General features: G+C 61.9%; 11 protein-coding genes. 6 read left to right on the top strand and 5 right to left on the bottom strand.

The window, feature by feature from the left end:
- Nucleotides 1–26: 26 nt before the first annotated feature.
- On the bottom strand, nt 27–1,439 hold the full coding sequence (locus FRAAU_RS11615) for an acid shock protein (RefSeq protein ID WP_014403718.1): 1,413 nt from the start codon (nt 1,437–1,439) through the stop codon (nt 27–29).
- A 202-nt stretch (nt 1,440–1,641) separates the two neighbouring features.
- Here FRAAU_RS11615 and rnt point away from each other — a divergent pair, with 202 nt between their 5' ends.
- The 6 genes from rnt (at nt 1,642) to phoU (ending at nt 7,061) form a co-directional block, all read left to right on the top strand.
- Nucleotides 1,642–2,304 carry a ribonuclease T gene (gene rnt, locus FRAAU_RS11610; protein ID WP_014403717.1) on the top strand — a complete coding sequence of 221 codons (663 nt, stop codon included), beginning with the start codon at nt 1,642–1,644 and terminating at the stop codon, nt 2,302–2,304.
- A gap of 158 nt (nt 2,305–2,462) precedes the next feature.
- A complete protein-coding gene (gene pstS / locus FRAAU_RS11605; RefSeq protein WP_014403716.1) occupies nt 2,463–3,479 on the top strand; it encodes a phosphate ABC transporter substrate-binding protein PstS in 1,017 nt (338 codons plus the stop codon).
- Nucleotides 3,480–3,574: 95 nt separating this feature from the next.
- Nucleotides 3,575–4,594: a phosphate ABC transporter permease subunit PstC gene (pstC, locus tag FRAAU_RS11600; protein WP_014403715.1), complete on the top strand. Its 1,020-nt coding sequence runs from the start codon at nt 3,575–3,577 to the stop codon at nt 4,592–4,594.
- Nucleotides 4,591–5,466 carry a phosphate ABC transporter permease PstA gene (gene pstA, locus FRAAU_RS11595; RefSeq protein ID WP_014403714.1) on the top strand — a complete coding sequence of 292 codons (876 nt, stop codon included), beginning with the start codon at nt 4,591–4,593 and terminating at the stop codon, nt 5,464–5,466. Before pstC ends, pstA begins: the two co-directional genes overlap by 4 nt.
- Nucleotides 5,459–6,274, top strand: a complete 816-nt coding sequence (gene pstB, locus FRAAU_RS11590) for a phosphate ABC transporter ATP-binding protein PstB (protein WP_014403713.1) — start codon at nt 5,459–5,461, stop codon at nt 6,272–6,274. The genes pstA and pstB overlap by 8 nt, the downstream gene beginning before the upstream one ends.
- Before the next feature lie 64 nt (nt 6,275–6,338).
- Complete coding sequence (gene phoU, locus FRAAU_RS11585) at nt 6,339–7,061, top strand: phosphate signaling complex protein PhoU (RefSeq protein WP_014403712.1); 723 nt, start codon at nt 6,339–6,341, stop codon at nt 7,059–7,061.
- Between the two features lie 719 nt (nt 7,062–7,780).
- Here the strand turns inward: phoU and FRAAU_RS11575 are convergent.
- The 4 genes from FRAAU_RS11575 to FRAAU_RS16580 all read right to left on the bottom strand — a co-directional run bounded on the left by FRAAU_RS11575 (nt 7,781) and on the right by FRAAU_RS16580 (nt 12,955).
- A complete protein-coding gene (locus FRAAU_RS11575) occupies nt 7,781–9,172 on the bottom strand; it encodes a cytochrome c (RefSeq protein WP_041270554.1) in 1,392 nt (463 codons plus the stop codon).
- A 47-nt stretch (nt 9,173–9,219) separates the two neighbouring features.
- Nucleotides 9,220–11,433, bottom strand: coding sequence for a PQQ-dependent dehydrogenase, methanol/ethanol family (locus FRAAU_RS11570; RefSeq protein WP_014403710.1), 2,214 nt, complete (start codon nt 11,431–11,433; stop codon nt 9,220–9,222).
- A gap of 441 nt (nt 11,434–11,874) precedes the next feature.
- Nucleotides 11,875–12,231, bottom strand: a complete 357-nt coding sequence (locus tag FRAAU_RS11565) for an MGMT family protein (protein WP_014403709.1) — start codon at nt 12,229–12,231, stop codon at nt 11,875–11,877.
- Nucleotides 12,232–12,262: 31 nt separating this feature from the next.
- On the bottom strand, nt 12,263–12,955 hold the full coding sequence (locus tag FRAAU_RS16580; protein WP_014403708.1) for an HAD family hydrolase: 693 nt from the start codon (nt 12,953–12,955) through the stop codon (nt 12,263–12,265).
- Between the last annotated feature and the right edge of the window lie 12 nt (nt 12,956–12,967).

The raw sequence follows: 12,967 nt of genomic DNA, 5'->3' as shown, positions 1-12,967 counted from the left end.
TCACATCATCTGGCGACGGGGTCCGATCAGAACAGAACCTGGCCCCACAGACCGATTTCGTTGGTCTTGTAGGCAAAGCGCTGATCATCCGCCCGCAGGGTGTCGTACTTCCAGCCCAGCGCGAAGCGCAGCATGCGGATCGGGTCGAAGGAGACGCCGGCGTTGTAGTACTCGTCCTTGATGTAGTGCGAGCCGCTGTTGCCGATGCCGGTCCAGTAATGATAGTTGATCTGGTCATGGCGACCGAACAGGGCCCAGCGACGCGCGAAGCTCCAGTCGGCAAAGACCGAATAGCCGTTGGCCTTGTCGCCGTTGTTCAGGAGTACGCTGCCGTCAAAGCCATGCAATACGTCATCCCAGTTCCTAGCATTGAAGTATTCCACGCCGACACCGAAACTGTCGTTGCGATAGACGATCAACGCGTTTGCACGCTGGGTGGTGCGCACCTTGGCATCGTCGGCAACGTTGTCCTTGCCACGTTTGCCGTCATAGCCGCCGACGGCCAGGGTCAGCTCCTTGATCGGAGAGTAGGAGACGCGGCCTTCCAGATCGACGTGACCAGAGCGGCTGGGGTTGCGGAAACCATTCCCGTTCACGGCTGACAATTGATAGGTGAACGAGTTGTCGCCCTTGGTGCCGCCCATTGCATGCAGACCCCAGTCAGCCGACTGACCGAAGGAGCCGACACCGGTATTGTCGCTGTTGTGTCCGCCATCGATCGAGCGATCGGTGATGGTGTTCTCGAAGAAGCGATAGTGATACAGGTCCTCGACGAAGGGAATCCACGGCGAGTTCGCCGAGCCGGCACGGACGATGAAGTATTTGCTGAAATCACCCTGCAGATAGGCCTTCTTCACGAACAGGCTGGTCTGGCCCAAGCTGCTGGAGTAGTTGAAGTCGGTGGTCAGGTTGGCCGACCACATCTTGCTGAAGGTGTGGGTGATCGACAGGTAGAACCGCTTCATGTCAAAGCCGGCGCCATTGGTGGTGCCGTGGCTGTCCTTGGGGCTGTAGATGCCGTTCGCACCGCGCTCCTTATGTGAAGCACCGGTGAAGTCATAGAAGATCGTACCGTTGAGTTCGGTGTTGTTGACGAACTTCTCAAGCGCATCCAAGCGCGGCCGTGCGGCTTCGATACGCTGCACGCTGGCCTGGTTCCGGGCGACGGCGGCGGCGGAGGCTGTCGCGGTAGCCTGGCTTTGAGCGACGGCCGTGGCCTGAGCCGCGGATTGTTGGGACAGCGCTTCGACCTTGGCCTGCAAAGCGGCCAGCTGCGCCTTCAGCAGCGCGATTTCCTGTTGGTTGACCGCGGCGGGTGCCGTCTTGGCCTGGTGTGCGGCGTGTCGCTTTGCGGACGCGCCAGTGGTCTGCGCGGCGACACTGAGGCTGGTCACGCCAAGACTTGCGGCAATGAGTACAGCCAATGGTTTGAAGTACATGCGGGTCAATCCCCTGAAAGAAATCGGATCGATCCGCGCCGGCAACGCAACTTGCCAGCGAGAATCGCAAGAGTTGGCGCCATGTTCTTCTGCCTAGATGACAGTTCTGTGCTTGTTAATATTTCAACTGGATGACGCCGGATGCATGCGGTGATGCATTTGCCGATCACGCGATGGCGCGTCGCACTGTTATGCTTAGGTCATGCATACTTTGAACAACAGTCATGCCACGCGCATGTCCGAGCGTTTTCGTGGCTTTTTTCCGGTGGTTGTGGATGTCGAGACCGGCGGATTCGATGCCGAGCGCGATGCCCTGCTGGAAATCGCGGTGGTCACCCTTAGCATGAACAATGAAGGCCAGCTGCGGCCACGGCCGGCCGTGCATGCTCATGTCGAGCCGTTTGCGGGAGCGAATATCGATCCTCGCGCCCTGGAAATTACCGGCATCGATCCGGACAATCCTTTGCGCGGCGCGCTCACCGAGCGGCAGGCACTGGATCATGTGTTTGCCGAAGTTCGCCAGGGCATGCGTGATGTCGACTGCCAGCGGGCGGTGCTGGTCGGCCACAATGCGTCCTTTGATCTGGGCTTTTTGAATGCGGCCGTACGTCGTTGCGGCCACAAGCGCAATCCCTTCCATCCCTTCAGCAGCTTCGATACCGCCACGCTGGGTGGGCTCGCTTACGGTCAGACCGTGCTGAGCAAGGCGGTGATGGCGGCGGGCCTGGAGTTCGACACTCGCGAAGCCCATTCGGCGGTCTACGATGCCGAGCGCACGGCGGAGCTGTTCTGTCGCATCGTCAATCGCTGGAACCGGCTGCAGACGCTCGAGGCCGAGCTGGTGGGTCCTGACGCGACCTTGTAAAAAGCCTCTGGAAACAAGCGACAAGGGACGGGGGACATAATTGCTTTCCCGTTTGTCATAAAAGTGAAACGTTCAACTCATTTCATTGCAACATCCCCAGCGTGAAATGGCGGGGTCGGTGGCCCCCACCTTTCGCTCGCCTTTCCCAAGGAGTTGTCGTGTTTACTTCCCTGACTCGTCGTGTTCTTGCGCTTGCCGCGCTGTCCCTGGCTGCCACGGGGGCCCAGGCCACCGATATCACCGGTGCCGGCTCCAGCTTCGTCTATCCCGTGCTGTCGAAGTGGTCGGCGGCTTTTGCCGAGAAAACCGGCAACCAGCTGAACTATCAGTCGATCGGTTCGGGCGCGGGCATCGCCCAGATCAAGGCCGGCACCATCGATTTCGGCGCCACCGATGCGCCGCTGGAAGGCGCCGACCTGGCTTCGCACGGTCTGGGCCAGTTCCCGGTCGTGGTGGGCGGCATCGTGCCGGTGGTGAACCTGCCGGGCGTCGTGGCCGATCAGCTGCATCTGGACGGCCTGACCTTGGCCAATATCTTCCAGGGCAAGGTGAAGATGTGGAATGACCCCTCGATCGCCGCGCTGAATCCGGGCAAGACCCTGCCGGCGCTTAAGATCACCGTGGTGCATCGCTCCGACGGTTCGGGCACCAGCTTCAATTTCACCAACTACCTGTCCAAGGTCAGCCCGTCCTGGGCCAGCTCCGTCGGCTTCAAGACCGCCGTCGATTGGCCGGCGGGCGTGGGCGGCAAGGGCAATGAAGGTGTGTCGCAGTATGTATCGCAGATCCATGGCGCGATCGGTTACGTCGAATATGCCTATGCGGTCAAGAACAAGATCGCCTGGGTCGATCTGAAGAATGCCGCCGGCAACTTCGTCAAGCCGTCCGCCGCCGCCTTCGCTTCGGCCGCCGCGACGGCGGACTGGGCCTCGGCCAAGGACTTCAATCTGATCATGACCAATGCCTCGGGTGCCGCGGCCTGGCCGATCACGGCGACCACCTGGGTGGTGATGTACAAGCAGCCGAAGAATGCCGAGACCAGCAAGGTGGCCTTCCAGTTCTTCCGCTGGGCACTGGATCATGGTCAGTCTGATGCCGAATCGCTGGACTACGTGGCCCTGCCGCCGGCTCTGGTCAACAAGATCGAAGCCTATTGGGGCAGCGAGTTCAAGTAAGCCGGGCTGAGGCCCGGCCACCCGGATCCACCGGCAGGCTTCCGTCTGCCGGTGGATCCGTTGGCAATCCGACAAAGCAAGAGCAGGTCCAGGTCATGCAACAAAACCATCCCTCCGCCACCGTCAAAGAGCTGGAACGGCGGGCGGCGCGCGACATGATCCAGGATCGGCTGTTCCGCAGCTTGCTGATGGCCTGCGCCATGCTGGTGCTGATCACCATGCTGGGCGCGGCCGGCTCCACCTTGTGGGGCGGCCGGCAGGCTTTCGCGACCTTCGGCTGGCATTTCCTGACCAGCGCGACCTGGGACCCGGGCAACGATGTCTATGGTGCCCTGGTACCGGTGTTCGGCACCTTGGTGACCTCGTTTCTCGCTTTGCTGATCGCGGTACCCATCAGCTTTGGCGTCGCTTTTTTCCTGACCGAGGTGGCGCCGCGACAGATTCGCGGTCCGATCGCTTCGGGCATCGAGTTGCTGGCAGGGATTCCCTCGATCATCTATGGCATGTGGGGCCTGTTTATTTTCGCACCCTTTTTCGCCGACCATATCAAGCCCTGGCTCAGCAATTATCTCGGCAACCAGCCCGATGACGGCAAGCTGTCCTGGGTGGCCGCCCATGTGCCGCTGCTGGGCAAGCTGTTCGGCAGCAGTTATCCCTTCGGTGCGAGCGTGCTGACCGCCGGCATCGTGCTGGCAGTGATGGTGGTGCCCTTTGTTTCCTCGGTGATGCGTGAAGTCTTCCAGACAGTGCCGCAGCGCCTGAAGGAATCCGCCTACGCCCTGGGTGCCAGCCGTTGGGAAGTGGTCTGGGACATCGTGGTGCCTTATACCCGCTCCGCCGTGATCGGCGGCGTATTCCTCGGCCTGGGGCGTGCCTTGGGCGAGACCATGGCGGTGACCTTCGTGCTGGGCAATTCCATGAATCTGTCGATCTCCTTGCTGGATCCGGGCTCGTCGATTGCCTCGACCATCGCCAACCAGTTCAGCGAGGCGGTCGATCTGCAGAAGTCCTCGCTGATGGCGCTGGCCTTCCTGCTGTTCGTGGTGACATTCATCGTGCTGCTGATTGCCCGCCTGATGTTGCGGAGTATGGCGGCCAAGGAGGGCAAGTCATGAGTGCGACCTCGCGTCTGTATGCGCGCCGCGCCTGGAGCAACCGGATCGCGACAGTCTTGAGTCTGGCGGCTACCGCGCTGGGTCTGCTGATGCTGGCATGGATCCTGTGGGAAACCCTGCGACAGGGCATTGCCGCGATCCATCTGCCGCTGTTCACCAGGATCACTGCCTATGGCGAGGACGGTGGCCTGGCCAATGCCATGGTGGGCAGCCTGATCATCAACGGCATCGGCATTGCGGTGGCCACCCCGATCGGCGTGCTGGCCGGTACCTGGCTGGCCGAATATGCCAACCGTACCCGGCTGGGTGCCACGATCCGTTTTCTCAACGATATCCTGCTGTCGGCACCCTCGATCGTGCTCGGCCTGTTCGTGTATACCATCGTGGTCCTGCCGATGACGGCGCTAAGCCATGCACGGGTGACTTTTTCGGGTTTTTCGGGCGGCATCGCCCTGGCGCTGATCGCGCTGCCGGTGGTGGTGCGCACCACCGATGAAATGCTGCGGCTGGTGCCCTCCACCCTGCGCGAGGCGGGTCTGTCGCTGGGCGTACCGCAATGGAAGCTGACCTGCCAGGTGCTGATCCGGGGTGCCCGTTCCGGCATCATCACCGGTGTGCTGCTGGCACTGGCACGCATCAGCGGCGAGACCGCGCCCTTGCTGTTCACCGCCTTCGGCAACAACTTCATGGCGCTGAACCCCTTCGACAAGATGGCCAGCATGCCGCAGATCATCTATCAGTATGCCAATGATCCCGGTGAAGGCACCCACGCCATTGCCTGGGCCGGCGCCTTTGTCATTACCATGTTTGTTCTGGCCCTGAGCCTGCTCTCTCGGCTGATCCTGTCACGCAGCAAGGTTTCGCATGATTGATTCGACCTCCTTCGGACCCGATGGCCGCCCTCTGATCGAGGAGGCCCCCGCGCCGGCGGTCAAGATCGCCGTTCGCAATCTGGACTTCTACTATCAGGGCTACCATGCACTGAAGAACATCAGCCTCGATATCGAGGACAAGAAGGTCACTGCCATCATCGGGCCCTCCGGTTGCGGCAAGTCCACCTTGCTGCGGATCTTCAACCGCATCTATGCCATCTATCCCGGGCTGGAAGCCAAGGGCGAGGTGGTGCTGGATGGCGAGAACATCCTGGACCCAGCCTATTCGGTGAATCGTCTGCGCAGCAAGGTCGGCATGGTGTTCCAGAAGCCGGTCCCGTTCCCCATGACGATCTTCGAGAATGTCGCCTACGGGATACGTCATCACGAGCGCCTTTCGCGCGGCGATCTGGCCGACCGGGTCGAGCAGGCCCTGCGGGGTGCCGCCCTGTGGGACGAGGTCAAGGACAAGCTCAAGCAGAGTGCGCTGGGCCTGTCGGGTGGTCAGCAGCAGCGTCTGTGCATCGCCCGCGGCATCGCGCTGAAGCCCGAAGTGCTGCTGCTGGATGAACCTACCTCGGCACTGGATCCGATCGCCACCGGTCGCATCGAGCAGCTGGTCGAGGAACTCAAGAGCCAGTACACCATCATCATCGTGACCCACAACATGCAGCAGGCGGCCCGCTGTTCGGATCGCACCGCCTTCATGTACATGGGTGAGCTGATCGAGCTGGACAAGACGGACAAGATCTTCACCAAGCCCGGCAAGAAGCAGACCGAAGATTACATCACCGGCCGTTTCGGCTGATCATCACGTGCCTCCAGGCAGGAGCTGGCCGGCGGGGCGGGACTACGGATACGGAAGGGCAGACATGAGCGGCAACGGCATGGACCATATCATCAAAAGCTACGACGACGAGCTGGCGCGGCTGACCGGCGAGATCATCCGCATGGGCGAATTGTCGATCAGCCAGCTGGAAGCGGCCATCGATGTGGTCGAGCGTCGCGACGAACGGGCAGCCCGGCATGTGGTCAGCAGTGACGAGGCGATCGATCAGCTCGAGCAGGAGATCTCGCGTGACGTGGTGCGGCTGCTGGCGCTGCGGGCGCCGATGGCCGGCGATCTGCGCAATGTCTTTGCGGCGCTGCGGATTGCCGCCGACATCGAGCGTATCGGTGACTATGGCGCCAATGTCGCCAAGCGTTCGATTCCCCTGACCATGGTGGCGCCGATCGAGGCCACCAGCGGACTCAGTCATCTGGCCAAGCTGGCCGCCGTGGCGGTGCGTGATGTGCTGCTGGCCTATCGTGAACGCGATGCCGACAAGGCTTATGCGGTATGGAAAAACGATGTGCAGCTGGATGAAGCCTATACCGGCTATTTCCGCCAGCTGCTGACCTATATGATGGAAGATCCACGCAATATCACGCCCTGCACGCATCTGCTGTTCATGGCCAAGAACATTGAGCGGATCGGCGACCATGCCACCAATATCGCCGAAAGCATCTGGTACCAGGTCCACGGCGAGCCGCTGGTCAAGCAGCGCAAAAAGCGCGACGAAACCGCCAGTCCGGATCTGTCCGGACTGCTTTGACCGGTCCGGGATGGCTGGACTTGTCCGTCGTGATCAGCAGCGCCAGTCTTCGGGCTGGCGCTTTTTTTATGGCAGGGTGGTGACTATTCATGCGGCAAGCTGGCGGGCCGGGTTTTCCCGGCGCCCTCGCTGTGGTGGTGAATTTCGCCAGCCTGATGCCGTCTCTGCAGATATACCGCTGGACTGCAGTTGACGCCACCCGACGAGGCGAGGCGTTTCCTGCCGGAGGCATGGGGGGATGGGGGCAAGCGCACTGCTGATACCTTGCTTGCCTCGGCAAAGCTGTCCGGTGGGCTGGCGAAGCTGGCCGAGCAAGGTGGACAAGATTTGCGCCTGAGTGTCGAGTACTTGGCGCTGGATCCGCGCTGGCAGCCATTGTTCGAAGCCGAACAGCTGGACAGAGCCCGACACCGGTTGAAGTAGTTGGGGTTGCAGCCGCCGCGCGCTGCAGCTTTACCCTGAGCTTCCGGGCAGCGGTCGGCGCTATCTGGAATGCGTGCCCGCCATTTGAGCAGGTGCGCCGTCCCGGACCGTTGAATGGCCGGATGTGATCGCATCGGGTCTGCGCAGAAAAGGGCAGGGCCGTGACCGGTTTGATCCATATTGCGCGGATGCCGGTCATCAAAAAGCCCGAACCGGTTTCCCGGTCCGGGCTTTCAGGTTTTCAACACAGGGCTTTCAGTCCGGATCCGCCGTGCAGGCCGGATCCGTGCCGGAACTTACTGCGCCTCGTCCTTGCCGGTATGCGTCTGCGGCGCGAAGGTCCAGCCGGCACCGTAGGGCTGCGGGGTCAGGCGCAGCCAGCCGCTGATATCGGCCACCGGCATGTCGTGCTCGCGCAGGGCCTGCACGGCACTGGCGGTGACAGTGGTCTTCGGCGCATCGGACTGGTTGCCCCAGGCCTGGCGGATGTAGTTGGCGACATCCGCGATCTGCTGGTCGGTCAGGTCATGCTTGTAGGCAGGCATGGCCACGGCCGAGGGAGCCCAGTTGGTCGGGGGCAGCACACCACCGTTGACGATGACGTTGACCAGCGAGGTCGGGTTGCCGCTCATGACCACCGGATTGCCGGCCAGGGGCGGGAACATGCGAGCCACGCCGCCGCCATCATTGCGATGGCAGATCGCGCACTGCTTGACGTAGGTATCGGCACCCGGATGGCCGGCCGTATCGCCCTGATCCAGCGCCTTGGCCGTGGCATCATTGTAGGCATAGGCCGTACCCTGGGCCGGAACTTCCGGCAGGCTCTTCAGATACTTCGCGATGGCATGCAGGTCATCGTCGGAGTAGTGCTGGGTGCTCCAGGCCACCACGTCGGCCATACCGCCAAACACGGCAGCGTGGTCCGTGCGACCGGTCTTCAGGAAGTAATAGATATCTTCCTCGCTCCAGCGGCCCAGGCCCGAATTCGGGTTGCTGCGCAGACTGGGGGCGATCCAGTTGTCGATCGGCGCACCGCCGGCCAGGAAATCCGGGCTGGAGCCATCGAGCGCCTTTTCCTGCATGCCGGTACCACGCGGGGTATGGCAGGCGCCGCAGTGGCCGGCACCGGTTACCAGGTATTCGCCACGGGCAATCGGATTGTCGTTGGACGGGGCGGTGGTCGCGGTGGTCGGGGTCGGTGCGAACACCTTGCGCCAGATCGCCAACGGCCAGCGCATGGACATCGGCCAGGAGATATCGACCGCCTTGTTGGTCTGCGCCACCGGCTGAACGCCATGCATGAAGTAGGCATACAGGGCCTTCATGTCGTCTTCGGTCATGCGGGCGAAGGACGGGTACGGCATGGCCGGGTACAGGGTGCTGCCATCCTTGCGGATACCCTGGCGGACCGCCTGGTCGAACTGCTCGAAGGTATAGCCGCCGATGCCGGTACTGGCATCGGGGGTGATGTTGGTCGAGTAGATCGCGCCGATCGGAGTCTTGATCTGCAGACCACCGGCATACAGCTTGCCGCCGATGCCGGTATGGCAAGCGGCACAGTCGGCCAGATGGGCGACATAGGCGCCGCGCTGGATCAGTGCCTGATCGTCAGAGGACTGGGCATGGGCGGCAAAGGCCACCGAACCCAGGGCGAGAGTTGCTGCAAGCGAGCGAAGCATCTTGTTCATGCGAGCTACCGGGCGAGTGGCAGGGGAAGGGCTGTTGCGTGAGGTCATCACTGCTGCGGCACTCCTTCCGGATTGTTGCGAGCGTCCACTTCACGCTGGAAGGTGTCGTTGGAACGCTTGATCAGGAACTGGCGGATATCCTCGATCTCTTCCGGCTTCATGGACTTGTCGAAGCGATCCATGCCGTAAGCGGTCAGGGCGCCACGGCCGACGACGTTGTAGAAACCATCCTGTTTCCTGATGGCACCGGACCAGCGCAGGTCAGGCAGCACGCCACCGGACTCGCCATTGTCGCCATGGCAGGCAGCGCAGTAGATCTGGAACTTCTCGTACCCGGCTTCGGCCTTGGCGGAGTCATAATCTGCCGGCGGCTTGACAGGCAGGAAGCCCTTCTGGTCTTCATGCTGCGGCAGCTCGGCCTTGCCGTCGATGGCAAAGGTGATGATGCGCGAATGGTTCACGGTCCAGCCCGAGCTGCGGGCCACGCCGCCCAGGAAGAAGGGATAGATGCCACCCCAGCCGACCAGTACCGACACGTACTGCTTGCCGTTGGCGGTATAGGTCACCGGCGGAGCGATGATCGCGCTGTGAGCATCGAACTTGAACAGGTCCTTGCCATTGGTCGCGTCATAGGCGTGGAAGGTGCCGTCCGCCAGGCCCTGGAACAGCAGGTCGCCGGCGGTGGACAGGATGCCGCCGTTCCACGGACCCTTGTGTTCCACGGTGAAGGCCGGGGCCTGCTTGGTCGGATCCCAGGCAATGATCCAGCCCTTCAGGTCCTTGATGAAGGCGGCCTTGGCTTCCGGAGTATCCGGCAGCCCGACTTTCTTCATGTTCAGACCCAGATTCCAGCTGTCCGGATGCGGAGTGAACTGCTTGGCGCCTTCATACAGGAAGGGCACCTGCTGAGCCGGGATATAGACATAGCCGGTCTTGGGGCTGTAGGACATGGCGGCGAAGTTGTGGCCGCCCAGATCGCCCGGGATGCCGTACCAGTCCTTGCCGTTGAGGGTATACATCGCATCCGGATTGTAGATCGGGCGGCCAGTCTTGGGATCCAGGCCCTTGGCCCAGTTCTCGTAGACATAGTTCTTGCCCGACAGGAACTCGCCGGTCTTGGCATCCAGAATATAGAAGAAGCCGTTCTTGGGAGCGTGCATGATCACATGGCGCTTCTGGCCATTGACCATGATGTCGGCCGTCATGATCTGCTGGACCGAGGTGTAATCCCACTGGTCCATCGGGGTTTCCTGGAAGTGCCACACATACTCGCCGGTTTCCGGCTTGATGGCGACGATGCTGCCCAGGAACCAGTTGTCTCCCTTGCCTTCCGAGCGCAGCTTGTAGTTCCAGGGCGAGCCGTTGCCGACGCCCAGGTAGATCAGGTCGGTCTGGGGGTCGTAAACGATCGAATCCCAGACGGTGCCGCCACCGCCCTGACGCTTCCAGGCACCGTTCGCGCTCCAGGTCTGATAGGCCTTGCTCATCAGCACGCTGTCGGATGCCGCGCCGTCAGGCTTGTTTTCGGGATTCGGCACGGTGTAGAAGCGCCAGTCCAGCTTGCCGGTTTCGGCATCGAAAGCCGATACGAAGCCGCGGGCGCCGAACTCGGCGCCGCCGTTGCCGATGATGACGCGACCCTTGGCGATACGCGGGGCACCGTCAACGGTATAAGAGCGCTGCTGGCCCAGCGAACCTGTCTTCGGGATGGTGTAGACCGACCACACCAGCTTGCCGGTCTTGGCATCCAGCGCGATCAGGCGGCCGTCGAAGGTGCCGAAGTAGATCTTGCCGTTCCAGTAGGCGGCACCGCGGTTGACGGTATCGCAGCACCCCTTGTCGGCGACATAGCCGGGGACTTTGGGGTCATAGGACCACAGCAGCTTGCCGGTGGCGCCATCATAGGCGCGGACCTTGCTCCAGTTGGTGGTGGCATAGATTACGCCATTGACCACCAGGGGAGTGCCTTCCTGACCGCGATTGCTGTCCAGATCCTGGTACCAGGCAAGGTGCAACTGGCCGATGTTGCCGCGATTGATCTGATCAAGCGGGCTGTAACGCTGCTCGGAATAGGTGCGGCCATAGGTCAGCCAGTCGCCGGGATGCTGATCGGCGTTGATGATTGCCTGACCGGTGTTGCTATCAACCTCGTCGGCGATTGCGGCAGTCAATCCAGTGCTGGCGACAAGCAGGCTGGTCAACGCCGCGGCGAGCCGGGTCCTGTTGATGCGCTTCGTGAATTGCTTCAAGGGTGATGGCATCTAGCTATCCTCAAATGATACGGGCAGGCAACACAACGCAACCCAAGGGGAATCCCTTTGGGTTCGTCAAAAAAGTCGGGAGGCAGTACTTTGACGAGATTGCGTCAAAGCGATGCATGGAAGAGATCTTGGCCACAGTAGCTGGGGTGCTTGACGCATTCCTGGCGAGGGGGGTGCGACTATTTTACGTCCCTTGCTTCACGAATATTTCATATGGTTCATTTCGTTTTATTGCATAGACGATGCGATTATGTTGCGGTGCAACACAAGGCAATCTTGCTTCATGGCTACTTGACGATCGAGTGGCGATATGAAACGAGTTGCGATACGAGCCAGACTCTGGTCTGGAGTCGGGCGAGCGCAGCGAACCATCTTGCCGGGTCGCTGTCGTGACTTATCGCAGATCGGAATTCGATCTGTGCCGCGAACCCCGGAGGGGGATCAGTACGAAGGACGCCATAGCAGGGCGTCGATATCTTCGGTCCGGGCCCGCTGGTGCTCGGGCACCTTGCCCTGTCGCAGCTCCACGCCCTCGTTGAGCAGACGCCGGTACTGCTCCCGCCAGGCTTCGCTCTCAGGGGGGAAGGCCGGCCGGCCGTCGGCCCGTATGATGCGATGCCAGGGCAGGCCCAGCTCGGCAGGCGCTTCGCGCAGCACCTTGCCGACCAGTCGGGCGCGGCCGGGGGCGCCAGCTCGTGTCGCGATGGCACCATAGCTGCAGGTCTGTCCCTGCGGCACCGAGGCGATCTCGGCCTGGATACGCAGAATCAGGGGCTGGCCGGCAGAGGCTTTATCCATGTCGACGGATTCCGGTCCGAGCGTTCAACCATCAGCCTGGAAGGCTGGCCGCTTCGACGTGGCGCGGCAGTTCCGAGAGGGCATGGATCTTGAAGCTGGTACTGTCATCCCGCAGCGCGACTTCGCCGTAGCCGTACTCCACCAGGCCGAAACGGATCTGGCTGGCGGCTGCGAAATCACGATCGGCAATGGTGTCGCCGATCATCAGAAAGTCTGCGGGCGTGGCTTGCGGGTAGGCCGGCCGGATCTTGTGATGGAACAGATCCGGGCTGGGCTTCCCGGGCATGTCAGGCTGCTCGCCCCAGACATGTTCGAAGTAGGGCATCAGCCCGAAATGCTGCAGAGCAACATGGATGGAGGGTTCGGACTTGTTGCTGACAATCGCCATGCGATAGCCCTGCTGGCGCAGGTCATCCAGCAGCGCTTCGGCCCCCGGAAACAGGCTGGAGTGATCCAGGCCTATGCGACGATAGGCCTCGCGATAGGCCTCCAGCCAGCGCTTGACTTCGATGTCATCGGCATCCGGCCTGATCAGCCGGACCAGATCCCCCATCAGCACGCCTCGCGCTATCGCCGCATCCAGTACCTCCGGATCAGGCATCGGGGCACGGAGCGCCAGGCAGGCGGCTTCGAGGGCGGCCTTGACCGCTGGCGTGCTGTCGACCAGGGTGCCGTCGAAATCGAACAGCAGAATGGTGGCCGGAGCCGAAGGGGAGGCTGTCATGGGTTTACCTGT

Source organism: Frateuria aurantia DSM 6220 (assembly GCF_000242255.2).
In the GTDB taxonomy this organism is placed as follows: domain Bacteria; phylum Pseudomonadota; class Gammaproteobacteria; order Xanthomonadales; family Rhodanobacteraceae; genus Frateuria; species Frateuria aurantia.
This window is presented reverse-complemented; position numbering and strand designations above follow the sequence as displayed.

Excerpts from the sequence above, each read along its gene's own strand:
- FRAAU_RS11570 (WP_014403710.1), bottom strand. The coding sequence starts at position 11,433 with ATGCCATCACCCTTGAAGCAATTCACGAAGCGCATCAACAGGACCCGG.
- FRAAU_RS11565 (WP_014403709.1), bottom strand. The coding sequence starts at position 12,231 with ATGGATAAAGCCTCTGCCGGCCAGCCCCTGATTCTGCGTATCCAGGCC.
- rnt (WP_014403717.1), top strand. The coding sequence starts at position 1,642 with ATGCATACTTTGAACAACAGTCATGCCACGCGCATGTCCGAGCGTTTT.
- FRAAU_RS11615 (WP_014403718.1), bottom strand. The coding sequence starts at position 1,439 with ATGTACTTCAAACCATTGGCTGTACTCATTGCCGCAAGTCTTGGCGTG.
- pstC (WP_014403715.1), top strand. The coding sequence starts at position 3,575 with ATGCAACAAAACCATCCCTCCGCCACCGTCAAAGAGCTGGAACGGCGG.
- pstB (WP_014403713.1), top strand. The coding sequence starts at position 5,459 with ATGATTGATTCGACCTCCTTCGGACCCGATGGCCGCCCTCTGATCGAG.
- FRAAU_RS16580 (WP_014403708.1), bottom strand. The coding sequence starts at position 12,955 with ATGACAGCCTCCCCTTCGGCTCCGGCCACCATTCTGCTGTTCGATTTC.
- pstA (WP_014403714.1), top strand. The coding sequence starts at position 4,591 with ATGAGTGCGACCTCGCGTCTGTATGCGCGCCGCGCCTGGAGCAACCGG.
- FRAAU_RS11575 (WP_041270554.1), bottom strand. The coding sequence starts at position 9,172 with ATGAACAAGATGCTTCGCTCGCTTGCAGCAACTCTCGCCCTGGGTTCG.
- phoU (WP_014403712.1), top strand. The coding sequence starts at position 6,339 with ATGAGCGGCAACGGCATGGACCATATCATCAAAAGCTACGACGACGAG.